Source organism: Streptomyces sp. NPDC057743, assembly GCF_042798755.1.
In the GTDB taxonomy this organism is placed as follows: Bacteria; Actinomycetota; Actinomycetes; order Streptomycetales; family Streptomycetaceae; genus Streptomyces.
Genome location: NZ_JBHVJX010000018.1, coordinates 83,629 through 109,345, shown reverse-complemented (window position 1 = coordinate 109,345; position 25,717 = coordinate 83,629). Strand labels below are relative to the sequence as shown.

At 71.2% G+C, this 25,717-nt stretch carries 24 protein-coding genes, 1 pseudogene and 1 riboswitch; of the genes and pseudogenes, 10 read left to right on the top strand and 15 right to left on the bottom strand.

Annotated features, from left to right (window positions below; genetic code table 11):
• Positions 1-627 precede the first annotated feature (627 nt).
• From ACFVFQ_RS21885 to ACFVFQ_RS21875, 3 genes are all read right to left on the bottom strand, one after another.
• Positions 628-1,056 carry a MerR family transcriptional regulator gene (locus tag ACFVFQ_RS21885; protein WP_383418535.1) on the bottom strand — a complete coding sequence of 143 codons (429 nt, stop codon included), beginning with the start codon at positions 1,054-1,056 and terminating at the stop codon, positions 628-630.
• Positions 1,057-1,192: 136 nt separating this feature from the next.
• Complete coding sequence (locus ACFVFQ_RS21880; protein ID WP_383418533.1) at positions 1,193-1,816, bottom strand: nitroreductase family deazaflavin-dependent oxidoreductase; 624 nt, start codon at positions 1,814-1,816, stop codon at positions 1,193-1,195.
• A 175-nt stretch (positions 1,817-1,991) separates the two neighbouring features.
• Positions 1,992-3,470 (bottom strand): MFS transporter, encoded by a 1,479-nt coding sequence (locus ACFVFQ_RS21875; RefSeq protein ID WP_383418531.1) that lies wholly within the window; start codon positions 3,468-3,470, stop codon positions 1,992-1,994.
• A 111-nt stretch (positions 3,471-3,581) separates the two neighbouring features.
• Here ACFVFQ_RS21875 and ACFVFQ_RS21870 point away from each other — a divergent pair, with 111 nt between their 5' ends.
• Together ACFVFQ_RS21870 and ACFVFQ_RS21865 are read left to right on the top strand one after the other, a co-directional pair.
• The gene (locus ACFVFQ_RS21870) at positions 3,582-4,154 is read left to right on the top strand and encodes a GNAT family N-acetyltransferase (RefSeq protein WP_383418529.1); all 573 of its coding nucleotides are present in this window, start codon (positions 3,582-3,584) and stop codon (positions 4,152-4,154) included.
• A 242-nt stretch (positions 4,155-4,396) separates the two neighbouring features.
• Positions 4,397-5,467, top strand: coding sequence for a chitinase (locus ACFVFQ_RS21865; RefSeq protein WP_383418527.1), 1,071 nt, complete (start codon positions 4,397-4,399; stop codon positions 5,465-5,467).
• A gap of 26 nt (positions 5,468-5,493) precedes the next feature.
• Here ACFVFQ_RS21865 and ACFVFQ_RS21860 read toward each other — a convergent pair whose 3' ends face one another.
• Positions 5,494-6,315: a LysR family substrate-binding domain-containing protein gene (locus tag ACFVFQ_RS21860; RefSeq protein WP_383418525.1), complete on the bottom strand. Its 822-nt coding sequence runs from the start codon at positions 6,313-6,315 to the stop codon at positions 5,494-5,496.
• A gap of 70 nt (positions 6,316-6,385) precedes the next feature.
• Here ACFVFQ_RS21860 and ACFVFQ_RS21855 point away from each other — a divergent pair, with 70 nt between their 5' ends.
• The 5 genes and pseudogenes from ACFVFQ_RS21855 to ACFVFQ_RS21835 all read left to right on the top strand — a co-directional run bounded on the left by ACFVFQ_RS21855 (position 6,386) and on the right by ACFVFQ_RS21835 (position 10,030).
• Positions 6,386-6,784, top strand: coding sequence for a DUF5997 family protein (locus ACFVFQ_RS21855; RefSeq protein ID WP_383418523.1), 399 nt, complete (start codon positions 6,386-6,388; stop codon positions 6,782-6,784).
• Positions 6,785-6,914: 130 nt separating this feature from the next.
• On the top strand, positions 6,915-7,319 hold the full coding sequence (locus ACFVFQ_RS21850; RefSeq protein WP_383418521.1) for a thiol-disulfide oxidoreductase DCC family protein: 405 nt from the start codon (positions 6,915-6,917) through the stop codon (positions 7,317-7,319).
• 326 nt (positions 7,320-7,645) lie between these two features.
• Positions 7,646-8,458: pseudogene (locus ACFVFQ_RS21845) on the top strand (poly-gamma-glutamate synthase PgsB); the annotation flags it as partial.
• On the top strand, positions 8,455-8,937 hold the full coding sequence (locus ACFVFQ_RS21840) for a poly-gamma-glutamate biosynthesis protein PgsC/CapC (RefSeq protein WP_383418519.1): 483 nt from the start codon (positions 8,455-8,457) through the stop codon (positions 8,935-8,937). The pseudogene ACFVFQ_RS21845 and the gene ACFVFQ_RS21840, both read left to right, overlap by 4 nt.
• 22 nt (positions 8,938-8,959) lie before the next feature.
• The gene (locus tag ACFVFQ_RS21835) at positions 8,960-10,030 is read left to right on the top strand and encodes an NlpC/P60 family protein (RefSeq protein WP_383418517.1); all 1,071 of its coding nucleotides are present in this window, start codon (positions 8,960-8,962) and stop codon (positions 10,028-10,030) included.
• 39 nt (positions 10,031-10,069) lie between these two features.
• Here the strand turns inward: ACFVFQ_RS21835 and ACFVFQ_RS21830 are convergent, their stop codons facing one another.
• Entirely contained in the window at positions 10,070-10,771 is a 702-nt protein-coding gene (locus tag ACFVFQ_RS21830; protein WP_383418515.1) for a metal-dependent hydrolase, read from the bottom strand.
• A gap of 214 nt (positions 10,772-10,985) precedes the next feature.
• A riboswitch (cobalamin riboswitch) is annotated at positions 10,986-11,207 on the top strand.
• 210 nt (positions 11,208-11,417) lie between these two features.
• Between ACFVFQ_RS21830 and metE the strand changes: the two genes are divergently transcribed.
• Positions 11,418-13,727, top strand: a complete 2,310-nt coding sequence (metE, locus tag ACFVFQ_RS21825; RefSeq protein WP_383418513.1) for a 5-methyltetrahydropteroyltriglutamate--homocysteine S-methyltransferase — start codon at positions 11,418-11,420, stop codon at positions 13,725-13,727.
• Between the two features lie 139 nt (positions 13,728-13,866).
• Here metE and ACFVFQ_RS21820 read toward each other — a convergent pair whose 3' ends face one another.
• From ACFVFQ_RS21820 to ACFVFQ_RS21810, 3 genes are all read right to left on the bottom strand, one after another.
• Positions 13,867-14,751 carry a DUF4190 domain-containing protein gene (locus ACFVFQ_RS21820; RefSeq protein ID WP_383418511.1) on the bottom strand — a complete coding sequence of 295 codons (885 nt, stop codon included), beginning with the start codon at positions 14,749-14,751 and terminating at the stop codon, positions 13,867-13,869.
• A gap of 236 nt (positions 14,752-14,987) precedes the next feature.
• Positions 14,988-15,521 carry a chloramphenicol phosphotransferase CPT gene (cpt, locus tag ACFVFQ_RS21815; protein ID WP_383418510.1) on the bottom strand — a complete coding sequence of 178 codons (534 nt, stop codon included), beginning with the start codon at positions 15,519-15,521 and terminating at the stop codon, positions 14,988-14,990.
• Between the two features lie 161 nt (positions 15,522-15,682).
• On the bottom strand, positions 15,683-15,880 hold the full coding sequence (locus ACFVFQ_RS21810; RefSeq protein ID WP_383418508.1) for a hypothetical protein: 198 nt from the start codon (positions 15,878-15,880) through the stop codon (positions 15,683-15,685).
• Between the two features lie 335 nt (positions 15,881-16,215).
• Here ACFVFQ_RS21810 and ACFVFQ_RS21805 point away from each other — a divergent pair, with 335 nt between their 5' ends.
• Positions 16,216-19,158 (top strand): BTAD domain-containing putative transcriptional regulator, encoded by a 2,943-nt coding sequence (locus ACFVFQ_RS21805; protein WP_383418506.1) that lies wholly within the window; start codon positions 16,216-16,218, stop codon positions 19,156-19,158.
• 98 nt (positions 19,159-19,256) lie between these two features.
• On the opposite strand, the gene ACFVFQ_RS21800 is transcribed toward ACFVFQ_RS21805, so the two are convergent.
• Positions 19,257-20,168: a serine hydrolase gene (locus ACFVFQ_RS21800; protein WP_383418688.1), complete on the bottom strand. Its 912-nt coding sequence runs from the start codon at positions 20,166-20,168 to the stop codon at positions 19,257-19,259.
• A gap of 162 nt (positions 20,169-20,330) precedes the next feature.
• Positions 20,331-20,579, bottom strand: a complete 249-nt coding sequence (locus ACFVFQ_RS21795) for a hypothetical protein (protein WP_383418504.1) — start codon at positions 20,577-20,579, stop codon at positions 20,331-20,333.
• Positions 20,580-20,591: 12 nt separating this feature from the next.
• On the opposite strand from ACFVFQ_RS21795, the gene ACFVFQ_RS21790 reads away from it, so the two are divergent.
• Positions 20,592-22,541, top strand: coding sequence for a glycoside hydrolase family 5 protein (locus ACFVFQ_RS21790; RefSeq protein ID WP_383418502.1), 1,950 nt, complete (start codon positions 20,592-20,594; stop codon positions 22,539-22,541).
• 116 nt (positions 22,542-22,657) lie between these two features.
• On the opposite strand, the gene ACFVFQ_RS21785 is transcribed toward ACFVFQ_RS21790, so the two are convergent.
• The 5 genes from ACFVFQ_RS21785 to ACFVFQ_RS21765 all read right to left on the bottom strand — a co-directional run bounded on the left by ACFVFQ_RS21785 (position 22,658) and on the right by ACFVFQ_RS21765 (position 25,714).
• Complete coding sequence (locus ACFVFQ_RS21785; RefSeq protein ID WP_383418500.1) at positions 22,658-22,921, bottom strand: hypothetical protein; 264 nt, start codon at positions 22,919-22,921, stop codon at positions 22,658-22,660.
• A gap of 35 nt (positions 22,922-22,956) precedes the next feature.
• Positions 22,957-23,079, bottom strand: a complete 123-nt coding sequence (locus ACFVFQ_RS21780) for a hypothetical protein (RefSeq protein ID WP_383418498.1) — start codon at positions 23,077-23,079, stop codon at positions 22,957-22,959.
• 279 nt (positions 23,080-23,358) lie between these two features.
• Positions 23,359-23,580, bottom strand: coding sequence for a hypothetical protein (locus ACFVFQ_RS21775; RefSeq protein ID WP_383418496.1), 222 nt, complete (start codon positions 23,578-23,580; stop codon positions 23,359-23,361).
• Positions 23,581-23,870: 290 nt separating this feature from the next.
• Positions 23,871-24,692, bottom strand: coding sequence for an ABC transporter ATP-binding protein (locus ACFVFQ_RS21770; RefSeq protein ID WP_383418495.1), 822 nt, complete (start codon positions 24,690-24,692; stop codon positions 23,871-23,873).
• Entirely contained in the window at positions 24,689-25,714 is a 1,026-nt protein-coding gene (locus ACFVFQ_RS21765) for an ABC transporter ATP-binding protein (RefSeq protein WP_383418493.1), read from the bottom strand. Before ACFVFQ_RS21765 ends, ACFVFQ_RS21770 begins: the two co-directional genes overlap by 4 nt.
• Positions 25,715-25,717: the final 3 nt, after the last annotated feature.

The following is a 25,717-nucleotide window of genomic DNA, read 5'->3' as shown; positions in this document are numbered from 1 at the left end:
GGACCGAGAAGGCGGTGGCCGGTATTCACCCCCGTGGAGCCGCACGGCGGTTCCCCTCCCGCCCGGCCCCTGCGGACTCCTTAAGCAGCACAGCATAGGACTCATCGGGCCGGCAGCACATGCCCCCCGCAGCGCCGATGGGGGGTGGCGAAGAATCCGCGCGGCGGCCGTCGTTGCCTGCCTCAACGCGCCGCGCCAGGAGCCCGGGCGGCGCCGGACTCGGGGTGCCGTCGGGGGCTCACCCGCTGGGTTCCAGACATAGCCGTGGCCACGGGTGCGGAGGCGAGCGACGTTGTGGCTATGGCTATGGATATGGATATCGCTGTGGCTGCGGCCTAGATTCCGATTGTGGGTGTGGGTCTGGTTGCCGACGTGGTCGTGGCTGGGGTGGATGGTACGGCTGCTGGGCCGTGTGGGCGAGAGTCGGTTGGTTTCGATCACGACACAACCGTGCCTTGCGGAGCAGGTCGGTCGCGTCAACCCGTGGTTCGCACGTGGCGGGCCCGTCGGCTCAACCCCAGGTATGAGGCTTGCCCCCCGGTACCAAGGTGGCGGGAAGTGGGGCCGGGTATGAAGGTGGTTTCCCAATTCGCTCGTCGGCAAGTCGAGTTGGGGGCATCCTCCGGCTCATGCCGCGGTGGCGTGCTCGGTTCGTGGGGCCGTCGACGAGCAGTGCGGGCGCCCCGATCGGTCCGACTGCCCGCGCAAGTCGGACAACCGGTCCAGGAGTTGGTCGCGGACGGCGGCCAGCTCGTCTATGCGGCTCTGGAGCAGGGCGAGCCGCTGCTCGAAGACCTCGATCTTGGGGTTGGGGTCGGCGCAGGCGTGCGAACCGGTCAACTCGTCGCGCAGGCAGCCGTCGAGCAGCCGCAGGTCGTCGGTCGTCAGGCCGGCGGCCAGGAGCAGTCGGATGTTCGCCACCACCCGCACGGCACCCTCGCCGTAGCTGCGGTAGCCGTTGGTTGAGCGGTCGGGACGGAGTAGGCCCTGCTCCTCGTAGTAGCGCAGCGCTCGGGTGGTGGTGCCGGTGGTGCGGGCGAGTTCCCCGATGCGCATGGTGTTCTCTCTTCTGGCGGCTGGTGTCCAGAGGGAGGGTAAACCTTGCCGTCGACGTGAAGGTCAAGTTGGGTGGGGTGGTGTGGGGTGGAGTGGAGTGGCAGTGAAGCCGGGGCGTGGTCAAGTCGGGTCGTAGTCAAGCCAGGGCCTCGGCGAGTGGGAGCTCGTCGAGTGGGGTGAGGACGACGACCGGGATGGGGCGTCCGGCGCGCTCCCGGAAGGTGGCGAACTGCGGGTCGGCCGCGACCTGTCGGTGCCAGAGGTGGTCCCGGTCGGCCCCGATGGCCTCGGTCGCGCGGGCCCGGTAGATGCGGGTGCCGACCTCCACGGTGACCTCGGGATGGGCGATCAGGTTTCGGTACCAGGCCGGTGGGATGGTCGCGCCCCCGTTGGAGGCGAAGACGGCGAACCGCCCCGGGGCGTCGGTCAGATAGCAGACCGGCGTGGTGCGCGGCCGGCCGGTCCTGGCCCCCCGGGTGGTCAGCAGGAGCAGCGGCCGCCCCGCGAACGGGTCGCCGACCGCGCCCTCGTTGGCGCGGAACTCCGCGATGACGCGACGGTTGACCTCGTTGTCCCCCGAGGCGAGGTGGTTACGGTGCGATTCCCTCGGAGCGCTATGGGCGTCGTGGAGGTCATGGACGTCATGGACGTCATACAGTTGCTGGCCGGATTCGTGTGGCGGTCGCTCGGTTTCATGCGGCTTCCAGTCAGCTGCATTTTCATGCGGTTGCCCTGCGTAGCTGTCGCGGTTCTCGTCCACGGTGGCGTACTCCTGGTCGTCGTGTTGTCGTGTCGGCTGATGCTGCTCACGCGGGGGCGTGGGCAGGTGGTGGGCTGGTGACTACGCGCTGGTGGCTCTGGGCCGTGCGCTGCGCACGGCGCTGGGGCTGGGGCTGGGTCTGGGGATTAGCGCTTGGGCTTCATGTGGCGGCGCTTCATGTGGCGGCTCCGGTGGGCGAGTTGGGGTTCCGTTCGCCGCCGTGACCCCCGCCGACGGCGTTCCGGGTCGCGTTCCGGGTTTCGTTCCGGGTTGCGGTCGAGGCCGTTCGGCGCCGTTCGCTTCGGTGTTCGGCGCAGGCGACCGCCAGGGCGAGGAGGGCCACCAGCCCGCCGGCCACGGGTACCCAACGCAGCGCCGCCCCCATGGCGATCACCTGGCCGCCGAGCCAACCGCCCGCCGCGATACCCAAGTTGAATGCCGAGCTCTGCGCGGTCAGGGCCAGGTTCCTGGCCCGCTGCGATGCCACGTTCAGCATGCGGGTGTTGACCGCGGGGATGACGGCGTAGTACGCGGCCCCGAAGAGGAAGAGGGATGCGATGGCCACGGGCCGGACGTTCGCCGACGCCCCCAGGAGGAGCAGCGATCCGGCGAGCACCAGTACGCCGAGGCGCACCGCGCCGGTCACCGAACGGTCCGCCAGCTTCCCGCCGATCAGGTTGCCGGCCGTGCCGCCGATACCGAAGAGCAGCAGCAGGACGGTGACGGCCGGGGCGCTGACGCCGAGGGTGTGGGTGAGCAGGGGCGTCACATAGGTGTACGCGGTGAATGCGGCGGCGGCGCTCAGTGCGGTGACCGTCACCACGGACTGCACCCGGCGCTCCCTCAACACCCGCAGTTCACCGGCCCGGGGACGGTCGGCGTCGGCGCCAACGTCTGTGACGACATCCGTGACGACATCCGAGGCAGCACCCGAGGCGGCATCCGTGACGACATCCGAGGCGGCATCGGAGGCGGCATCCGAGGCGGCATCGGAAGCAACGTCCATGGCGACATCGATGGCGAGGCCCGAGGTGGCGTTCGCGGCGTCGGCTGCGGCGGGCCGCTCGTCTCGGGCCAGGGCGAGCACGGGGCCCGTGACGGCGGCGGCGAGGAGCGCCACGGCCACGAAAGTAGCGCGCCAGGACAGCCATTGGCCGAGAGCCGTGCCGATCGGCAGGCCGGCGATCATGGCCAGGCTGAGGCCCAGGGAGACCCGGGCCACCGCCGTCCCGCGTTGGTGCGCGGGCACCGCGTCCGCGGCCAGGCCGAAGAAGAGCGGCATCAGACCGGCGTGCGCCAGCGCGGCCACGACCCGGCCGACCGCGATCACGGGGAAGGCCGGTGTCGCGGCAGACACCGCGTTGCCCAGGACAAACAACGTCAGCAACACGGCCAGTAGGGTCCGTCGGCGGGCCCCGGTGGTGGCCAGCGCCAGCAGCGGCCCGCCGACGACCACGGTCAGCGCGAAGGTGCTGACCAACAGGCCGGCCGTGGACAGGGAGATGCCGGCATCCGCCGCGAGTTCCGGCAGAATTCCGGCGATCATGATCTCGCCGGTGCCGAGGGTGAAGGCGCACAGCGTCAACACGGCCAGCGCTGTTGGAGCCGCGGAGGTCGGCTCGTCCCACGCCCTGGAGGCGTCCGAGGTGTTCATGGGTGCCACCCTCGACGTTCACGCCGGGGTGAAGGTCAAGTCGTCCCTCCCCGCTCCTTCCCCACCCGCAATTGGCTGGCACCGGCCATCCGTCCCGTTGACCATCGACGGATGGATGTCTTTCTGGCCACCGGCCGTCTCGCGCTCCGTCCGTTCACCGACACCGAGTCCGACCTCGACCTGGTGGTGGAACTCGACAGCGACCCGGAGGTCATGCGGTACCTCACCGGTGGCCATCCGATGACGCGCGAGGAAATCCGGGCCGAGTCCTTCGAGCGGATGCTGTCGGGCGGCTTCTGGGCCACGCAGCTGCGCGCCACCGGCGCATTCCTGGGCTGGCACTGCCTCAGCCCGGTCAACGACAGCCCGGTGAACACGGCCGATCTGGGGTACCGCCTGCGCAGGTCCGCCTGGGGCAAGGGGTTCGCCACCGAGGGCGCGCTCGCCCTCGTCCGGAAGGGCTTCGGCGAGCTGGGGTACGACCGGATCATCGCGGACACCATGTCCGTCAACGCGCGCTCCCGCCGCGTGCTGGAGAAGTGCGGACTCTCCTACGTCCGCACCTCCTTCGAGGACTGGCCCGACCCGATCGCGGGCGCCGAACAGGGCGATGTGGAGTACGCGCTGACCCGCGAGGAGTGGCTGGAGCGGATGGAACGGAGGGAACGGAGGGAACGCCAGTAGGGGACGCTCCCGGCCCGTGGGGACGATAGACGGCCCCGGCCCAGCCAGCCCAACCGCGCGCCGGCACCACGCCCCTCCCGCCCCCCAACTCCCCTACTCACCCCACCCATTGACGAAAGGTATGGACCAATCTACGGTGTGCGCACCACCCCCCGTTCCCCCCACCCCATCCCCCAATTCCCCGCCCTGATCCCCCGTCACTGACGCTGACGCATTCCGTCGGGGCGCGAAGGGAGCCCAGCATGACCGGTCGGATAGCGCGTCTGCTGAGAAGCGGCCTGGCGGCCGTCTGCCTCCTGCCGATGCTGGGTGCCGCGGCCCCCGGCGCGGCCCCCGCCACCGCCGCGCCCCGCGACGACACCTGCGCCGTCAAGCCGAAGCCCGCCGGCAAGGTCCTCCAGGGGTACTGGGAGAACTGGGACGGCGCGGCGAGCGGCGTCCACCCGCCGTTCGGCTGGACGCCGATCACCGACCCGCGGATCGGCGCCCACGGCTACAACGTCCTCAACGCCGCGTTCCCGGTGATCAGTTCGGACGGCACCGCCCTCTGGGAGGACGGCATGGACGCGACGGTGAAGGTGCCGACGCCGGCCGAGATGTGCCAGGCCAAGAGCGCCGGCGCCACGATCCTGCTGTCCATCGGCGGCGCGACGGCCGGTATCGACCTCAACTCCACGTCGGTGGCGGACCGTTTCGTGGCGACGATCGTGCCGATCCTGAAGAAGTACAACTTCGACGGCATCGACATCGATATCGAGACCGGCCTGTCCGGTAGCGGCGACATCAACCAACTCTCGCCCTCGCAGAGCAACTTGATCCGCATCATCGACGGCATCCTCGGCCAGATGCCCGCCGGCTTCGGCCTGACGATGGCCCCCGAGACCGCCTATGTCACCGGCGGCACCGTCACCTACGGCTCCATCTGGGGCGCGTACCTGCCGATCATCAAGAAGTACGTCGACAACGGCCGCCTGTGGTGGCTGAACATGCAGTACTACAACGGCAGCATGTACGGGTGTTCCGGCGACTCCTACGAGGCCGGCACGGTCGAGGGCTTCACCAAGCAGACCGACTGTCTCGCCAACGGACTGACCGTCCAGGGCACCACCGTCAAGGTCCCCTACGACCAGCAGGTACCGGGCCTGCCCGCCCAACCGGGCGCGGGCGGCGGCTATATGTCCCCGGACCTGGTGAGCCAGGCATGGGGCACCTACCACAACGGGCTGAAGGGCCTGATGACCTGGTCCCTCAACTGGGACGGCGCGAAGGGCTGGACCTTCGGCGACAACGTCAAGGCCGCCCAGGGCCGTTGAACCGCGGGCCCGTCACATAGGAGGGGCTACGACCGTCGGCGCGGTCCGCCGCGCCGGCCACCGCCCTTGGTGCCGCCGGCCCCGCGCCGCGCGGTGCGTCCGCCGCCGGCCGGCTTCCCCCGCGCGGCGCCGCCCTTGGGGCCGGCCGCCTTGGGCTTGCCCGTGGACCGGGCCTTGTCCGCGGCCTTGTTCGTGGCCTTGTTCGCGGCCTTGTCCGTGGACTCGGCGGTCGCGGGGCGGCGGCCCCGCGTGCTGTTCACCGTCCGCCCGCGGACGATCCCGATGAAGTCCTCCACCTGGTCGGTGGTCCGGTCCTCGGGCCAGGAGAGCGCGACCCGGGACTGGGGGGTGCCGGTGATCGGCCGGTAGGTGAGGTCCCGGCGGTGGTGCAACCGGGCCAGCGACTGCGGGACGATCAACAGGCCCACGCCGGCCGCGACCAGTTCGATGGCATCGGCGGTCGTGGCGGGGCGCTCGACCGCGGGCCGGCCCGGCGGGCGCTCCCACTCCAGGACGTCGTCGAGCGGGTGCAGCACCAGCTCGTCAGCGAGGTCGTCGGCGGAGACCTCTTCGAACGCGGCCACCAGATGGTCCTTGGGGACCACGACCACGGTCGTCTCGGTGTAGAGCGGGATGGCGCTCAGGTCCGTACGGTCGATCGGCAGCCGCAGGAGACCGGCGTCGGCGGTGCCCTCGCGCAGCGCCCCGGTCGCCTCGGCGGCCGACACCTGGAGCAGGGTGAGGGGGATCTCCGGCAGGCGCTCGTTCCAGATCCGCACCCACTTGGCGGGTGTCACTCCCGGTACGTACGCGAGCCGGAACGAGAGGGGTGCTTCCGTGCCTGTCACCCCGCCAGGTTACCCGCCGTGGTCGGAGCCCGTGGTCAGCGGCGGTGTCCACGCTCGATACCCTGGAACCATGAAGTCGCACCAGACCACCCAGACGATGAAGCCCGCCACCGCGGCGAAGAAGCTGGGTGTGTACCTCCAGGCCACCCCCGCAGAGTTCCAGGAGGGCGTGGTCTCGCGCACCGAGCTGAACGCGCTCCAGGCGGACCCGCCCGAGTGGCTGCGCGAGCTGCGGCGCACCGGCCCGCACCCCCGCCCGGTGGTCGCGTCGAAGCTGGGCGTCTCCATCTCCGGCCTGGCCCGCGCCGGGATCACCGAGGCGCTCACCACCGAGCAGATCGACGCTCTCAAGGACGAGAACCCGGAGTGGCTCCAGAAGGAGCGCGCCACCCAGGCCGACGTCCGCAAGGAGGCGGTCCGCCTCAAGGAGAAGAAGCAGGCCCAGGCCCAGGACCGCGACGAGGCGTGAGCACGCCGTTACGGCCGGCGGCCCGTTCCGCGGGCCCGGCCGGCATCGGTCCGGCTCGGCCGGTGACCTCGGACATCGGCCCGTACGTTCGCGGGTCCGCACGGCCCGTAACACTCCGGATGAGGGGCGCATGACGACCACCACGACCGTGCCGGTACTCGTCTACGACGGCGACTGCGGGTTCTGCACCACCTCCGTGCGGTACGCCGAGCGGCATCTGCGGCCCCGCTGCACGATCACCGCCTGGCAGTTCGCGGACCTCGACGCGCTCGGGGTGACGGAACGGCGTGCGGTGCACGAGGTGTTGTGGATCACCCCGGCGGGCGCGGTGTACGGGGGCGCCCAGGCCGTCGCCAAGCTGCTGCTGAGCGCGGGCGGCCCTTGGTCCGTCGCGGGAGCCGTCCTCACCCTCCCGCCGGTGCGCTGGCTGGCCCACGGCGTCTACCGCCTCGTCGCCAACAACCGCCACCGCATGCCCGGCGGCACCGCGGCCTGCGCCCTGCCGGCCAACGGCCGCCCGGGCCAGGGGCGTTGAGGACGCGACACCGCGCACCGCAGCGCGCCAGAACTCAACTCATCGCGCGCACGCGGCGCAGCGCATCCCAGCACCCGGCAGGGAGCCAGACACACTCGCGCGCCTGACGAACTTCCCGCCAGACGCACCGCGCGCCCCATAACAAGGGCGCGCGGTGCGCCCATGAGCGGTCGGAACCCGGCAGGCCGACGGAGACCGGCATGCCTACGGAAGCCAACGGGCCGGCCACCCAGCCGCGCTCAGACGCCCCCTCCCCGTCAGCCCTGGCCCCCCGCCGCCCGCCGCTCTCCCCACTCCCGGACGAGGGTCTGCACGGCGGACACCGCAAGGAGAACGTCGCCATCGCGCTCGCCGTCGCCGAACTCCTCGGCTTGGAGCGCCGCACCGCGCTCCAAGGCATGTACGACGCACCGCCGGACCCCGGGGTCCTCTCGGTGGAGCGGTACCGCACCCCCGAGGGCAAGAAGCTCCGCTTCGCCAACGTCTTTGCGGCCAACGACCCCGAGTCGACGCTGATGAACATCAACCAGCTGCTCGACCTCGGCGCCATCCACCGCCCGCTCAACGTGGTCATCAACTGCCGCCCGGACCGGGTCGAACGCAATGGCCAGATGGGCGAGTTGATCCCCGACCTCGACCCGGAGCAGGTCTTCGTCATCGGCCACCCGGCCAAGTCCGCCATCGACGCGATCCCGGCCGCCTTCCGGGACCGGGCGGTGGACCTCGGCGGTGACCGGCGCGATCCGGCGGAGTTCATGGGCCAGTTGCTCGACCGGCTCGGCCCCGACTCCTCGCTCGTCGCCATCGGCAACATCCACGGCCAGGGCGAGGTGCTCCTGGAGCACCTCGCGGAGCTCGCCCCGGACGAGGAGGGCACCGACCGCACCGACGGGGACGCCACCGCGCCCGACCCGACCGAGCCGCGGTACGCCCCGCACCTCGACCCCTACCAGCACTACCCCCAGGCGCACGAGGAGCGGTACGCCGCCGCGCCCCACCGGCCCTCGCCCCCGTCCCCGGGCGGATCCGGAGCGCTCGAACCGGCCCGGGTCCGGGGCCCGTTCGAGCCCCCGGTCCCGCCCGCGCGCCCCACCGACGACGCCCCGCAGTGGCACACCCCAGGAGAGCAGCACCGTTGATCCCCTCCGTCCTCACCCCCGAGATCGCCGCGATCGGCATCGCGATCGGGCTGCTCTTCTCCCTGGTCTGCTACCTGACGACCAACCTCTCCCCCGGCGGCATGATCACCCCGGGCTGGCTGGCCCTCACCCTCGTCGAGGACCTCCAGCGCGCCGCGATGGTGCTCGGCGTCACCGTCCTCACCTACCTCGGCACGCTCCTGATGCAGCGGTACGTGATCCTGTACGGCAAGCGGCTGTTCGCCGCGGTCGTGCTGCTCGGCGTCACCCTCCAGGCGACCGTGATGATCGTGCTGTCCATGGAGTTCCCGCTGATGTACGCGAACCAGACGCTCGGCTTCATCGTGCCGGGCCTGATCGCCTACCAGTTGGTGCGCCAGCCCAAGGGCCCCACCCTCCTGGCCACCGGCTCGGTGACGCTCATGGCCTATGTCGTCCTCACCGCCGGAATCCTCCTCGGCGTCATGCCGTCCGCTTGACCCCTCCCCCGGAGCCCACCGCATGCCCCCCAAGAAGCGCCCCCTGCTGCACACCGCGACCGTCCTGACCCTCCTGGCCGGCAGCGCCTACCTCACCGTGGAGCTGCGCAAGGACGAACAGGACAAGGCGCCCCGGGCCCAGGCCGTCACCGACACCCCGCTCGGCGGCTCCGCCTCCGGCGAGCAGCGCGGGCAGACCTGGGAACGCCTGAAGAACCCGGACCGCACCGTGCTGCGCGGCGCGGGCGGCCAGGTCCTGGCCACCTTCACCGACCGGTCCCGCACCGCCACCCTCAAGGGCCCCTCGCGCACCTTCAGCGAGGCCGAGAACACCGCGACCAAGGTGGTCACCGAGGACTGGGTGCGCCTGATGCCCGAGGCGTGGCGCGCCGGCGCGGAGAAGGAGCGCTGGTTCAAGGAGTGGTTCCGGCGCTACCACGGCAGCCAGGAGGACGACCTCTTCGCCATCGCCTTCCAGTACATCACCGGAGCGCCCGCCAAGAAGGACGAGCGGGGCGTGGTGTACGCCGGCGACGCCAAGTTCGGCCCGGTCAACCCCGACCTGGCCAAGCACCGCGGCACGCCGCTGCTCGAACAGTCCGACTTCTTCGACTACTTGGGCATCCCGTACACCTTCCGCGACGGCACCGCCAAGCGGCCCGAGGCGGCCCGCTACCGCGCCGTCGACTGCTCCGGCTACATGCGGCTGGTCTTCGGCTACCGGGCCCGCTACCCACTGGCCCCCGCCGACGGGAAGGGCGACGGCCTGCCCCGCACCGCCAACGGGATGGGCCGCTCCCAACTGGGCGCCGAGATCATCCCGTTGTCCGGCCCGGCCCCCTGGTACGAGCGCCCGCAGAACATCGACGTGCTCCAGCCGGGAGACCTGGTCTTCTTCAAGATGGACCACCACACCGGCAACCGCCTGGACCACGTCGGCCTGTACCTGGGACCCGACACCGAGGGCCACAAGGTCTTCCTCTCCAGCCGCAAGGAGGTCAACGGCCCGACCATCGGCGACAAGGGCGGCGTGTCCCGGCTCGACGGCAACGGCTTCTACGCCCAGCTCCTGCGCAACGCCAAACGCCTGTGAGGCATGGGGCGTTGGGGCCGGCCCCTACGGGGCAGCGCGCTAGCTGATGGAGTGCGGGGACAGCGCCGTGAACCAGAGCAGGACGACGGTGGCGACGCCCATGATCGGGGTCAGTATCTCCGTCTCCACCTTGTTGCCGCTGTGCTTGATGAGGACGATCTCGTAGCGCGTCTTCAGCGGCCACAGCCACGGCGCGCCCATCTTCGTGATGGAGTCGCCGAGCAGGTGTGCCAGGCAGCCGAGCCCGATGGCGTACGGCAGCCAACCGGGCGCCGACGGGATGAACTTGGCGATGACCCCGGTCCCTATTCCGGCCATGGCGACGATCGTCGCCCAGGCGGAGAAGCCGTGGCCGGGCGGGCAGAGGTTGAGCGCGCGCACGGCGAGGGCCAGCAGGAAGAAGGTCATGCCCAGGGTGAAGGGCCGGCCCAGGTACGTCACGCCGGCCCAGCTGCCGACGGTCATCAGCACCACGAAGAACAGCGAGTGGGTGGCATGGCGGTGCCCGCCGGAGATCCAGGCCACGAACCGGCACAGGATCTTGGACACCGGGCCGAGGAAGTTGGCGATGGTGCCGTCGTGGTGGTCCAGGTCGGGCAGCAGCGCGGCGCCGGCGCACAGCACGGTGCCCATCAGGATCTCCTGGGGCATCAGGTGGGTGTGCATCAGCAGCGGGGGCAGGAACGGCGTGGTGCCCGCGAAGAGCAGCGCGCCGCTCACCGCATGCGAATGACCCATCATGGTGCGTCGTCCTCCCCGTATGTGGCGCGTCGTTGACGCGCCCTCAGCCACGGCGGAGACGGTACCAGCGCGATCACGGCGGTGGCGCCACGGGGCGGCGAGGCGCGACCGCGGGCGTTACCCGGCCCCGCCCCCTTCCAATCCCACCGGGCACTTGTCCCATCTCACCATCCGCATACTGGACGACGTCCGGCGTGCCGCGGCCCCGCCCCGTAGGGTGACCGGTGCAGCTGGTTCGCCCCGTCCGCCAGACGGGAGGCGTCGCAAGAGGGAACCCGGTGGGAATCCGGGACTGCCCCGCAGCGGTGAGCGGGAACGACCGCCGTCATACGCACTGGACCCACCCGGGCCTGGGAAGCGACGGCCACTAGGAGCCTCGGCACGACACGAGGCGCGCCCGCGAGTCCGAAGACCTGCCAACTGCCCGCGTACGGACGACCCGTGCGCGGAGTCCCGGTGACCTTCGAGGGCGGGTCGGGAGCGCTCCGGACACCGTCCGGGGCGCAGGCACCAGCCGGTGCCCGTGTCGCGCGCCATGCCATGCGCCGCGCCATACGGGTCGCCGCATCCGGTGCGTACCGTCACCCTTCGCGCGCTCGTCCCCGTCCCCGGGATCTCAGGGATTCATCTCGCGAAGGAGATCTCCGTGACCACCAAGTCCGCAGCCGCGGCAGCACGGGCCACCGTGTACGGCTACCCGCGCCAGGGCCGGCGCCGGGAGCTGAAGAAGGCCATCGAGGGCTACTGGAAGGGCAAGGTCACCGCGGACGCGCTGCGCGCCACTGCCGCGGAACTGCGCCGCACCACCTGGCAGGAGCTGGCCGACGCCGGCATCGACGAGGTCCCGACCGGCGACTTCTCGTACTACGACCACGTCCTGGACGCCAGCGTCATGGTCGGTGCGATCCCCGAGCGCCACCGCGCGGCCGTCGCCGCCGACCCGCTGGACGGCTACTTCGCCATGGCCCGCGGCGCCCAGGACGCCGCGCCCCTGGAGATGACCAAGTGGTTCGACACCAACTACCACTACCTCGTCCCCGAGTTGGGACCGGACACCGTCTTCTCGGCCGACTCCACCAAGCAGGTCACGGAATTCGGGGAGGCGCTCGCCCTGGGCCTGACCGCCCGGCCGGTCCTGGTCGGCCCGGTCAGCTACCTCCTGCTCGCCAAGCCCGCCCCCGGCGTGGCCGACGGCTTCGACCCGCTCACCCTCCTCGACCGGCTGCTGCCGGTGTACGCCGAGGTCCTCGCGGACCTGCGCGCGGCGGGCGCGCAGTGGGTGCAGCTCGATGAGCCCGCCCTCGTCCAGGACCGCACGCCGGCCCAACTGGACGCCGCGGAGCGCGCGTTCCGCTCCCTGGGTACCCTCGCCGACCGGCCCAAGCTGCTTGTCGCCTCGTACTTCGACCGGCTCGGCGACGCCCTCCCGGTGCTGGCCAAGACCCCCGTCGACGGGCTCGCGCTGGACTTCACGGAGGCGGCCGCCGGCAACCTCGACGCCCTCGCCGCCGTCGGCGGACTGCCCGGCAAGCGCCTGGTCGCCGGCGTCGTCAACGGCCGCAACATCTGGGTCAACGACCTGGAGCGGTCGCTGTCCGTGCTGGGCACGCTGCTGGGGCTGGCCGACCGGGTCGACGTGGCGGCCTCCTGCTCCCTGCTGCACGTCCCGCTCGACGCGTCGCTGGAGCGGGACATCGCGCCACAGATCCGGCGCTGGCTCGCCTTCGCCCGCCAGAAGACCGCCGAGCTGGTCACCCTCACCAGGGGCCTGACCCGCGGCACCGACGCCATCGCCAGCGAACTGGCCGCCAACCGCGCCGACCTGGCGTCCCGGGCCAGCTCCCCGATCACCCACGACCGGGCGGTGCGGGGCCGTACCGCGGCGGTCACCGAGGCCGACGCGCGCCGCTCCCAGCCGTACCCGGAGCGGGCCGCCGCCCAGCGCGCCCACCTCGGCCTGCCGCTGCTGCCGACCACCACCATCGGCTCCTTCCCGCAGACCGGCGAACTGCGGGCCGCCCGCGCCGACCTGCGCGCCGGCCGGATCGACACCGCCGGCTACGAGGAGCGCATCAAGACCGAGATCCACGAGGTCATCTCCTTCCAGGAGAAGACCGGCCTGGACGTCCTGGTGCACGGCGAGCCCGAACGCAACGACATGGTCCAGCACTTCGCCGAGCAGCTCACCGGCTACCTCGCCACCCGGCACGGCTGGGTCCAGTCCTACGGCACCCGCTACGTCCGCCCGCCGATCCTGGCCGGCGACATCTCCCGTCCCGAGCCCATGACGGTCCGTTGGACGACCTTTGCCCAGTCGCTCACCGAGCGCCCGGTCAAGGGCATGCTCACCGGCCCGGTCACCATGCTCGCCTGGTCCTTCGTCCGCGACGACCAGCCGCTCGGCGAGACCGCGCGCCAGGTCGCCCTCGCCCTGCGCGACGAGGTGCGCGATCTGGAGGCGGCCGGCACCTCCGTCATCCAGGTCGACGAGCCCGCGCTGCGCGAGACCCTGCCGCTGCGCACCGCCGACCGCCCCGCGTATCTGGCCTGGGCCACCGAGGCGTTCCGCCTCACCACCGCCGGGGTGCGTCCCGACACCCAGATCCACACCCACATGTGCTACGCCGAGTTCGGCGACATCGTGCAGGCCATCGACGACCTCGACGCCGACGTCATCAGCCTGGAGGCGACCCGCTCCCACATGCAGGTCGCCCGCGAACTCGCCGCCCACGGCTACCCGCGCGAGGCCGGCCCCGGGGTGTACGACATCCACTCGCCCCGGGTGCCGAGCGCGGAAGAGGCGGCGGACCTGCTCCGCATCGGCCTACGGGCCATCCCCGCCGAACGCCTCTGGGTCAACCCCGACTGCGGCCTGAAGACCCGCGACTGGCCGGAGGTCCGCGCCTCCCTCGAACACCTCGTCACCGCGGCCCGGACGGTACGCGCCGAGCTGTAGCCCGCACCCGCCGAAGGACGCGGAACGGCGCGCCCGCCCCGGCACTGGCCGGGGCGGGCGCGCTCCCACCGGACGTCATCTCGCCCCCCTGAGGGGGAAGTTGGTGCCGATCGGGAGTGACCGTGCGTGGGGCGGTCGGTCAGGAAGTGGGGCCGCTCCAGTAGGCGTCGTCCCACTCCATCGCGTCCGGCGTGAACTCGACCTCCATCCGGTCGGCCGCGTCCGCCGGCAGCGAGAAGGCGTACTTGCCCACGACCTCCTTGCCGGGCAGGACGTACCCGGTGATGACCTTCTGCCGCCCGCTCCCGTCGATCACCAGCTCCGCCGACGCACCCTTCGCGTCGTTGACGTCGGGCAGCCCGGTCTCGACGGAGATCCGCTTGCTGCTGGTGTTGACCACGGTGACGGTGACCTGGACGGCCTTGTTCCCCTTGGCGTGCCCGTGGGCGAACGCGTCCGGCTCGAACGGCTCGGGCTTGGCGACCGTGACCTTCAGCCCGTTCTCGAAGGTGTACGACTCGCCGAAGGACAGATGCCGGGCCTTCTCCTCGGCGGCCGCCGACTCCTCGGCCGCCTTCTTCTCGACCCGCTGCTCGGTCTTGACCTCCTTGGTGCGCGTACGGGCGTCATCAACCAGCACGACGGTGAACACCGCGCCCGCCACCGCCGCGAGGACGCCGATGATGCCCAGGACGAGGCCGGCGACCGCCATGCCCTTGTTGGTCGCCCGGCCGGCGCGCGCCTGGCTCAGCCCGACGCCCCCGAAGATCACGGCCAACACCGCCGGCAGCCAGGACAGCCAGAACAGGAAGATCAACACCCCGAGCGCACAACCCACCAGGCCGAGCACCAGGGCCGCGACGCCCATGCCGTTGCTGGGCTGCGCCATCCCGACCGCCGGAACGTAGGGCGCCCGCGGCGGCTCGTGCGCGACACCCTCCGCGCGCGGCGGGGCCCATGGGTCGCGGTCCGGCGGCGACGGTTCCCCGGGCGCGGAACCGCCGGGAGAGACGGGCGTGGTCATGCAGATTCCTTCAGCCAGATCAGGTCGGGGTGGTGCGGAGTGGTGCGGGGTGGATCAGTCAGTTCGGGACGACTCGGGTCGTTCCAGGTCACCTCATTCGGTGAATTTCCGACCCTACCAGGAGTTTTACGTTTCTATTACTTCCCTCTCCATCCCTGATCAACTCCCTTACGCTCCAAGGAAGTTACGCATCCACGTACTCATATACGGCAGAGGGCGAGCGCCCCGCCCACCCCTCACTCCACCTGCGCGGCGATGATCCGGGCGCACTCCATTGACTCGGCGCGCGCGGTGTCCACCTCCAGGTCGTAGACCATCCCCCGGTGGACCGACTCCGCCTGGGACGCGGCCATCCCGATGATCCGGTCCCCCCGCGCCACCTCACGGCCGGCGGCAACCGCACCATCACACCTGACGCCCACCCACAGCACCCGCAGCTCCCCCAGCGCCTTCTGCCACCGCCGTTGGGAGTCCCCTCCCCCGAGGAAGACCTCATCGAGAACGATCCGGGCACCCGCCCGCGCCATCGCGGCGACCCCCTCGATCCAGGCCGCCTCCAACGCCCGGAACTCCGGCCCGACAACCACCTCGCCGTCCGGCGCGAACTCGATCCCCCCGCTCGCCGCCTGCATGGCCGCCGGCATCGCCGCCACCAGCGCGTCCGTCCCGAGCGCCAGCCACGGCTCCGGCAACACCGCCTGTAGACACCGCACGATCCCGGACTTCCCCGAGCTGGAACCACCGTTGAGCACGATCACCTGAGTCAGCACGGCGCCACGGTATAGGGGGCGCGGCCCCACCGAAACGGATTTCCTCCCGCCCAGGGGCGCGCACCCCACCCGCCAACCCGCCCGGCATGGCGGGGGCGGCTGAGCACGCGCCCACGGCCGTAACCGCGTACTTACCGTCCTTACCGTCGCTCAGCGGCGCGTCAACTAACCGCGGTGAGCGCGTAGTACAGCGCGTACAGAATCGCGGGCAGCGCGCCGACCAAGCCCGTAATGGCCGCGATGACCACGGGGAGTCGGCGTGTGGACCGCAGCGTCTTGGCCAGATAGCCCACGAGAACGAAATAGGCCAGGGCGACAACCACCCCGGCCAGGACCCATGGTGGACCCAATGCGTGCATGACAGCTCTCTTCTCTTGTGCGGACGTGCCCAGTCCGGATCGGCGACACGCGCGGCAGAGCGTCCGTACGCGGCTCGTGGCATGGCGAGCCCGAAATCGCTTGCAGCGACGTGACGTTGGAAAGGACAGTAGTCCAAATGGCCGCCGATAGGCCAGAGTTGAGGGAACGCGAGGGAGGAGCAGGGCCCGGGGATGCCGCCCCGGGATCCACTGCCCTCGTCAACTCCGGACTGGGCAAGCCGAAGAGACTGCGTGAGCGGCAAGCCTCTCACCACCAGATATACGATCCATATACGTGCCCTCGATGGCGGTGTACGGTTGCCGGAAGAGGGGGGGTGACGGCGGTGCAGGAGGCGGAGCAGCAGGCGGAACTCCGCTTCACCGTGCTCGGTCCGGTACGGGCCTGGCGCGGCGATACCCCGCTGCCCACCGGCAGCCCGCAGCAACGCGCGCTGCTGGCCGCACTGTTGTTCCGCCGGGGCGGCATCGCCACCCTTCCGGAGCTGATCGACTGCCTGTGGGGCGATGAGCCACCGCACAGCGCCCTGCCCGGCATCCGTACCTACGCCTCGCGGCTGCGCAAGGTGTTGGGCCCGGAGGTGGTCGTCAGCGAGTCGGGCGGCTACGGCCTCCGGGTCGCGGACACGGCGTGGGATCTCGGTGCGGCCGAGCGGTTGGTGGCGGAGGCGCAGCGGGCGGCGCGCTCCGGTGACCGGGCATCGGCGCACCGACTGCTCCAGGAGGCACTGGACCTGTGGGACGGCGAGCCGCTGGCGGGGCTTCCCGGCCCGTTCGCGGAGAGCCAGCGGACACGACTGTGGGAGTGGCGGCTCCAACTCACCGAGGAGCGGCTGGAGCTGGACCTGGAGGCTGGCCACCACGCCGAGGCGGTCACCGAACTCACCGCACTGACCGCCGCCCACCCGCTGCGCGAGCGCCTGCGCGAGCTGCTGATGCTCGCCCTGTACCGCAGCGGCCGCCAGGCGGAGGCCCTGGCCGTCTACGCGGACACCCGCCGGCTCCTCGCCGACGAGTTGGGTGTGGACCCGCGCGCCGAGCTGTCCGACCTGCACCAGCGCATCCTCCGGGCCGACCCCGGGCTGACGGACCATGCCTCGCAGGGGGCGACAGGCGAGCGCTCATCGCGCCTACGCCCCAGTCAACTCCCCTCCTCTGTCCCCGACTTCACCGGCCGCTCAACCATGGTGAACGCACTCACCGAAGAGCTACGGGCCGCGCAGCTCGACGGCGGATCCGTGATGGCGGTCTGGTCAGTGGCCGGCCTCGCCGGGATCGGCAAGACGGCGCTGGCCGTTCATGCCGCACACGCCGTGCGAGAGCATTTCCCGGACGGCCAGCTCTACGCGGACCTCCGGGGATCGACCTCGCAGCCGGTCGCTCCGGAGGACATCCTGGGGTCGTTCCTGCACGCACTCGGCATGCCCCTGAGCGAGATCCCGGACGGCCTGGAGGCCCGCTCGGCCTGGTACCGCTCCCGGCTCGCCGGACTCCGCATCCTCGTCCTCCTCGACGACGCCCGCGACGCCGCCCAGGTCCGCCCGCTGCTGCCGGGAACAGCCGGGTGTGCGACGCTGATCACCGGACGCAGACGGATGATCGACCTCTTCGGCGCCCACCTCATCGACCTTGATGTGCTGCCACCGCAGGAGGCCCTGGCGCTCTTCGCGAGGGTCGTGGGCGAGGAGCGGGTGGGGGCCGAGCGCAACGCCGCCATGGACATCATCGCGGCCTGTGGCTTCCATCCGCTGGCCATCCGGATCGCCGCCGCCCGCCTGGCGGCCCGCCGCACCTGGACCGTCTCCCTCCTGGCCCACAAACTCACCGACGGACGGCGCCGCCTGGACGAACTCCTCGCCGGCGACCTCTCGGTCCGGGCCGCCTTCGACCCCGGCTACGGGCAACTGGGCCCGACCGCGGCCCGCGCGTTCCGCCTGCTCGGCCTGGTCGACGGCCCCGACATCTCCCTACCCGCCGCAACCGCCCTGTTCGACAACGACATTGACGAAACCGAAGAGCTCCTTGAGTCACTCGTCGACTTCGCGCTACTGGAGCCCACGTCACCCGGCCGCTACCGCTTCCACGACCTCGTCCGGCTCTACGCACGGTCCTGCGCCGAACAAGACGAGCCCGCCGCTGCGCGCGCGGCGGCCCGATCCCGCCTCCTGGACTTCTATCTGGCCATGTCGACCGCGGTGTACGCGTTGGAGCACCCGGCCGGCGCCCCCTTGACCGGACGCCCGAAGCCCACGGCTCCGCCCGGCCGCCGCCTCTTCCAGGACTCGGAAGAGGCCCGAGACTGGCTGTACACAGAGGCGGACAACCTCCTCGCGTGCGCGCGGAGCGCGGCCGCGAACGCTCAAGTCGCCCCGGCCACCGACCTGTTGTGGGTGACGAGGGAAGCCCTCGCGGGGTCCGGACGCAGCGGGCGCGCCTACGTCAGCACGGCGGAGGCCGTCCGGGACGCGGCCCGAAGTCCCCGGGACGCGGCGCGCGCCCGTATGGCGCTGGCCGGCGCGCACCTCATACAGGGCCGCACCGACCAGGCACACGACGAGGCCGAGCAGGCAGCGGCGCTGGCCGAGGAGACCGGAGAACCGGCCCTGCGGTCCTGGGCGCTCAACATCCTTGGCTCGACCGCCCTCAGCCGGGGCCAACTGCTCGACGCCGAGCGCTCACTGCTCAGAGCCTCCGAAGGTTTCCATCAGACGGGAGACCAGTCCGGTACGGCGGCCACGCTGGCGCAGCTCTCCCGGCTGCGCCTGGCCCAGGGAGACACCAACGGCGCGGTCGACGCGGCCGAGGAGGCCGTCACCCGCTATGACCGTCTCGGGGACGACGTGCACGCCGCCATGGCGCGCTATGCCCTGGGCACGGCGCTCACGAGCGCCGGCCGCCTTGAGGCGGCAACGGACCACCTCGCCCGATCCCTTGAGGTCTTCCGCAACGCCCGGCGACGCGCGTGGGAGGGACTGACCCTCTTCCGAATGGCCGAGGTTCACCTCACCGCAGGTCACGCCGCACAGGCCGCGAACCTGGCAGAACTGTCACTGGCCGCCATGCGGTGGACTGACAACACCTGGCATCGCGTCACCACACTGACGCTCCTCGGCAGAGCCCTCGCAGACCTCGGCCACCGCGACCGAGCCCGCGTCTGCTGGCAGGAGGCTCTGTCCCTCCACGAAACCCTCAACTCCCCGGAAGCGCACGCCCTTTCGGCCCTGCTCGACGCCCAAGCGCAGACCTCCGCAGCCTTGTAACGCGCGATCTCGACTCAGGGGGCCGGCAGGATTGCTGCCCGCGCCGCCGGCTCCTGCGTTGCTCGCACCGCTCAACCTCTGACGGGGCCCTGACGCGTCTACCGGTCACGCGCGGGGACGAGTGACCCGTCGGAGGCGGCGGGCAGGCGTCGGCTGGAGAAGCTCTGGCCCGTGTTTGCGGGGGTGTTGTTGAGGTCCGCGTGGATCTTGCGGGCGAGGTCTTCGATCACCTTCACGCTGGCGGGCATGCTGGCGTGACCGGAGGTCAGGACCGTGATCCCATAGTCATGGTCGCCTCCGGTGAATGCGCCAACGCTGTGCACCCGCCAGCCGCCACCGGTGCGCTGAAGCCAACCGTTCTTCACATGGACCCGCACTCCGCTCGGCGCGCCGGCCGGAACTCCCCAACGCTGTTCGGGAATCACCTGGTTCATCAGGTCCAGCGCGTAGGCCCGGGAGTCGTCGGTGAGGACGGAGTTCGTGGCGGTGAACAGCTTCATCAGCGTGAGCTGGTCGGCGGCGTTGATCTGGGTCAGGCCCCAGTGGCCGTCGGGGTCGGGAACGGTGTGCCGCATGCCTGCCAGGCGCAGGAACTCCTGGATGCGGGTGAGGCCGAGCTGTTTCCACAGGGCGGTGGTGGAGTCGTTGTCCGACCTCGTGATCATTTTTGTGGCGAGGTCGCGCTCGACTTCGGTCATGTCGCGGTGCTCGTCCTGGACCTGGCGCAGCAGCGCGCCCAGCACGATGACCTTGACGGCGCTGGCCGAGTCGTGTTGCCGGTCCGCGTCGTAGGTGCAACTGGTCTTGGTGGTGCGGTCGTATAAGGCGAGCGAGGTGTGCCCCTTGGCGTCGGGGGAATCCACCAGGGCGCCGAGGTCCTCGGTGAGTCGGTCGGCGAGGCCCGACTTGGCGGAGGTGCAGGCGACTTGGGGTGCCGTCCCGCCGTTCACGGCGGGCGAGGCTGCGCTCGCCGGGGTGGCGGCCACCGTGATCGGCGCGGCCACTGCCATGAGGACCGTCACGGCCAGCGAACGCCGCACGCCGCCGGCAGGGGCGGATATTCGGTAGGGCAAAACGAGTGTGCCTTTCGATTCATCGTCGCGGGGCCCGCCAACTGCCTTGGCTGACTGGCCCCTCGACCGGTAAGTCATGATCATCTAGCGCTAGTCACTCTACGTCGCGCTCATGCCGTGCAGTGCCGTGCCGCCCCAGTCGGTCGCCGGTCCGGAGGTGGTGCGGCCGAACGGGTCGGCGTGTACGGTGATCCGCCAACTGCCGTTCCTGGAAGGGGTGATGAGCCACACCCCGACGTGCTCCCGGGCGGCGGTGCCGTCGTCCGTGGCCGGCCACGGGCCCGCGTGGTGACTGGCGAGGAACGGCCCGCACCGCCCCGCTCTGTACCCCCACCCCCCCAACCCCACCCGGAGGGCCTCTTGAGAACCATCAGATCCGTCCTGCGCGAACTCCCCGCGCTGCTCGTCGCCGCGCTGCTGGCCGCGGCCGTCCCCGGAGCCGTCGCCGCCGCGGACGCCGCTCCCGCCTCAGCCCCCGCCCCGGCTCCCGCCGCGTCGACCGGCGGCGAGTTGGCGGCCTCGTGGACCGGCCCGCTCAGCACCCGGGGCCGGTACATCGTCGACGCCAACGGCGACCGCTTCAAGCTCAAGTCCGGCAACTGGGCCGGCGCCCAGGGGACATACGTGGGCAGCGGCGACGCCGACGACGTGGCGAACCACCAGGCACACCAGAAGTCGAACAACATCCCGCTCGGCCTGGACCGCACCCCGATCGATCGGATCATGGCCGACTTCCACGGCCTCGGCATCAACAGCATCCGACTGCCGTTCGCCAACGCGCTGGTGCACGACAAGACCGTGGTGCCGGACAGCGCGGTCGCGGCCAACCCCCGGCTCAAGGGGAAGACGCCGCTCCAGGTGTTCGACGCCGTCGTCGAGACGCTGACCGCCGACGGCTTCGCGGTGATCCTCAACAACCACACCACCAGCTACCGCTTCTGCTGCGGCCTGGACGGCAACGAGCGTTGGAACAGCGGACAGTCGACCCAACAGTGGATCGACGACTGGGTGTTCATGGCCAAGCGTTACCAGGCCAACAAGCGCGTGGTCGGCGCCGACCTGCGCAACGAGGTCCGCCGCGACACCTGGGACGACGCGAACTGGGGCTGGGGCGACGCCCACGACGAGTACACCGCCTTCGAGCAGGCCGGCAACGAGATCCTCCAGGCCGACCCCGACCTGCTCGTCATCATGGAGGGCATCAACTGGCAGGGCATCCCCGCTGCCGGCCTCCCCCACCAACGCCCGGACCTCAAGCCGGTCCGCACCCTCTCCCACACCCTGATCGACTCGAACAAACTCGTCTACGCGGTGCACTTCTACGGCTACACCGGCCCGGCCAACACCGGTGCCGGCAGTGGCCCGGGATCGACCAACGATCCACGCTACGAGGACTTCACCCCCGACCAGCTCGCCCAAGTAGTGCACAGCGAGGGGCTGTTCGTCACCGAGGAGGGCAAGCACTTCACCGCCCCGGTCTGGGTCAGCGAGTTCGGCGCCGCCGGGCGCGGCTCCACCGACACCAAGGAAAGGACCTGGTTCAAGAACTTCACCGACATCCTGGTGAAGAACGACACCGACTTCGCCCAGTGGCCGCTGGTGGGCTGGAGCGACGCCAAGGGCACGCCGAACGACAACTGGGCACTGCTCTCGTACGACGCGTCCGGAAAGAAGACCGGCGTCGAGGACGGCGGTGACTGGCGGGCTTCTGACTGGAACAAGTTGGTCAACGCCCCGGCCAAGACCGGCCGCATCGCCCCGGTCAACCACTGGAACATCGTCTTCCTCGACCACGGCGACTGGAACCTCTCCCGCACCATGCTCGCCAAGGCGGACTGGAGCCCGGGCAACTCCAAGGGCAACTGCCCCGATACCGAGCGCCTGATCGGCCTCAGCCACGGCTACGGCCGCGGCCTGTGCACCGACGTCGCCGAGCCGCGCAAGGCGGCGGGTGCCTGGGAGATGGTCAACGACGAGCGCTACGTCAAGCAGGGCGATTGGGCCGTCGGTTACGACAAACGCCAGTGCCCGGTCAACAGCTTCGCGGTCGGTTACAGCATGAACGGCCCCGCCATGGTCTCCCTGCTCTGCGCCCCCTCCGCCACCCCGCTGCCCACCAAGGGCCGCAGCGTCTGGTTCGACCAGGGCGACAACCGCCCCACCACCGGCGGAGCCAAGGACAGCGACTGGGCCGCGAGCGACTACAAGGGCCAGTGCACCGACAACGAATACCTCGCCGGCGTAGCCATGACCTGGAAGTCCCTCCAACGAGGCCGCCCCGCGGCCTTGTTGTGCCGTCCGCTCGCCTAATCCCCCACCCGCACCGACCTCCCACCGACCCACGTGAGGGACCCATCCCGCAAGCACCCCACGAAACCGAGGCGGAAACCGGTATTGCTGGCCGGAAGGGGCTCCATGGCTGAGGTTCAGGCGCCCAGTTCGCGCGTCTTGGCCCGGCTGGTGTGCAGGAAGTGGGCGCCGTGGTGGTCGTCTCCGCCGATCAGCGCGAAGACGGCATGACTGCCATGGTGTGGTGCGGCGGTGATCAGGGCGTCGTCGTGCAGCCGGACCACCTCCAACCGCCCGGGGCCGGGTATGAGCTTGGCCTCGTCGGTGCGCGGGACGGTCTCCAGCCAAGCGCGGCCCTCGGCGTCGACATCGACATCGACATCAACGACGTACTCGAACATCGCCGAGCGGTAACGCCCTCTGGCCCGGGCGGCGTTCACCGGTTCGGGGTGAGGGGTGGCCGGTGGGGTTCCGGCAGGTGGACACCGGCGAGGTTCTCCAACAGCCCGCCGATGGTCTCCTGGTAGAGCGGCAGGGCGTTGCCCCCGCTGGTCAACAACGCGACGGCGACGCCTGCTTGGGGGACGTTGCGGCCCGGTGCGCTGAGTGCGCCGGGCCGCGGCCGCGTGGATCAGCCAAGGGCGGTCGAACGGCGTGGGGGTGGGAGGCGGTCCAGTAGGCCCCACAGGGGGCGGGAGCCGGCGGCCCACTCGCCGAGGCAGCCACCGCACGACGGCGGCCGCAAGGCCGAGCGCGACGACCGCAGCGATCAGCCGGGCGAGCTGCTGATCCTGCTTCTCGGAGCGGCGAGTTGGGTGCCGGCGGGCGGGGCGGCGGCTCATCGGGCCCCACCAGCGTGGGCCGGGGCGGCGGAAGTGGGGCGGTAGGCCGGTGGCGTCTTGGCCTCGCCTTTGACCTTGACGCCGCCCTGAGAGGCTCCCCAGAGCAGGATCACGATGATGGCCGCGATCGTGAGCTGGCGTCCTGATCCGGGAGGGGAACGGGTGTGGGCCTGTACCGGGACGCCGCCCCGCACGTGCGCCTTCACCTGCACCACCATGAAGCAACTCCCCCTTTTTGCAAGGTTCTTGAGGTATTCCTGCGCAGGTTGATGAGAGCACGTACCAGTGACAATCGACTTGGAGATGATCACTGGGAGTCATGGGTTTCGGTCAGCGCAAGCCGCCTACTCCCTGCGTCGCACACCGGTGACCAGCGCGTTTCATGACTCGATCAATCAGCTTCAGCCATTTCACGACGTCAACGGGCACGCTGTTCTGGGCGGCACCTGGCGTCGACGACGACGAACCGGCTGCGGCGCCGACGGACTAACGGACTACAGGCCAGCCCTCACCCGCGCCGGGGCACGGAGCCGACGAGCAGTCTGGTGTACGGGTGTTCCGGAGCGTCCAGCACTCGGCCGGCCGGCCCGGTCTCCACGGCCCGGCCCTCCTTGAGCACCAGCACCTCGTCCGCGACGTGCCGGACCACGGCCAGGTCGTGCGTGACGAAGAGGTAGGAGATCCCCGTCTCGCGGCGGATCGTGGCGAGCAGATCGAGAATCTGCGCCTGGATGGACACGTCCAGCGCCGCGACCGCCTCGTCGAGGACGAGGACCCGCGGCTCGACCGCGAGGGCGCGCGCGATGGCCACCCGCTGACGCTGCCCACCGGACAGCCGCCGGGGCAGCGCCATCGCCTCGCGCTCGCCGAGGCCGACCTGTTCCAGGAGCGCGCGCACCCGAGCGGTGCGGGCCGCCGGGGCGAGTCGGGTGTGCAGTCGCAGCACCTCCGCCACGCAGTCGGCCACCGTCACCCGGGGGTCCAGCGAGAGGTACGGGTCCTGGAAGACCATCTGCATCTCCCGGGCCCGGGCCAGCCGTTCGCTCCGGCTGCGGGCCCGCGCCGAGCGGTCCCGGCCGTCGAGGCGCACGGTGCCGCCGTCGGGACGTTCCAGGCCGACGAGCATCCGCACGGTGGTCGTCTTGCCGCTGCCGGACTCCCCGACGAGGGCCAGGCAGGCGCCCGGGGCCAGGGTGAACGACACGTCGTGGACCGCTTGGTGGTCGCCGTACCGCTTGTGCAGCCCCTCGACCACAAGGCCGTTCGCCGTCGTTGCCGCCGTTGTCGTCGTTGTTGCCGTTGCCGCCGTTGCCGTCTCCGCTCGCCTCACAGCGTGATCCCTTCGTCGGCGCGATGGCACGCGGCGAGACCTGCGCCGTACCGCGCCAGTACGGGGGGCTCCTCGATGCAGCGCGGCAGCGCGTGCGCGCAGCGCGCGGCGAAGGCACACCCCGGTGGGGCCTCGGCCAGGGAGACGGGGCGGCCGGGGATGGGCCGGGGCGGCGGCGCGTCCCGTTCGATGCGGGGCGTGCAGGCGAGCAGCCCCGAGGTGTACGGGTGGCGCGGCCGGTCGAACAGCTCGCCCGTCCGCCGCGTTTCGACGATCCGGCCCGCGTACATCACGTACACCCGGTCGCAGATCGCGGCGGCCAGTTCGAGGTCGTGCGTGACGAACAGCAGACCGATGCCGTGCTCGGCCCGCAGCCTGGTGAGGTGCGCGATGATCTCCGCCTGGGTCGTGACGTCCAGCGCGGTGGTCGGCTCGTCGGCGACGAGCAGCGCGGGTTTTGCGGCGAGCGCCGCGGCGATCACCACGCGTTGCAGCATGCCGCCGGAGAACTCGTGCGGGCGGCGGCGCAGCGCGCCGTGCGGATCGCGGATGCCGACCGCGTCGAGCAGTTCCTCGGCCCGCGCGGTCGCCGCCGCGGCGGAGGTCCCGGCCGCGCGCAGCCCCTCGGTGAGGAAGTCCCCGACGCGGCGCAGCGGATTGACCGAGGCGCGCGGGTCCTGGAAGACCATGGCGACCTGACGGGTCCGCAGCGCAGTCAACTCCGCGCGACTCATGGTGAGTACGTCCCGGCCGGCGACCCGCACCCGACCGGTGGTGCGCGCGCCGGACGGCAGCAGGCCGAGCGCACTGCGGCAGGCCACCGACTTGCCGGAGCCGGACTCACCGACGAGGCCGACGGTCTCTCCCGGAGCGACCCGCAGGCTCACCCCGTCGAGGATCGGGCGCCCGGCCTGACCGTCGGGCAGCCGGATGCCGAGCCCGTCGATCTCCAAGACAGGGGCGGCGCCGGAGACTTCGGGAGAAGCGCCGGTGCCGTGCGCGGGGGTCTGCTGTCTCGTCATGGG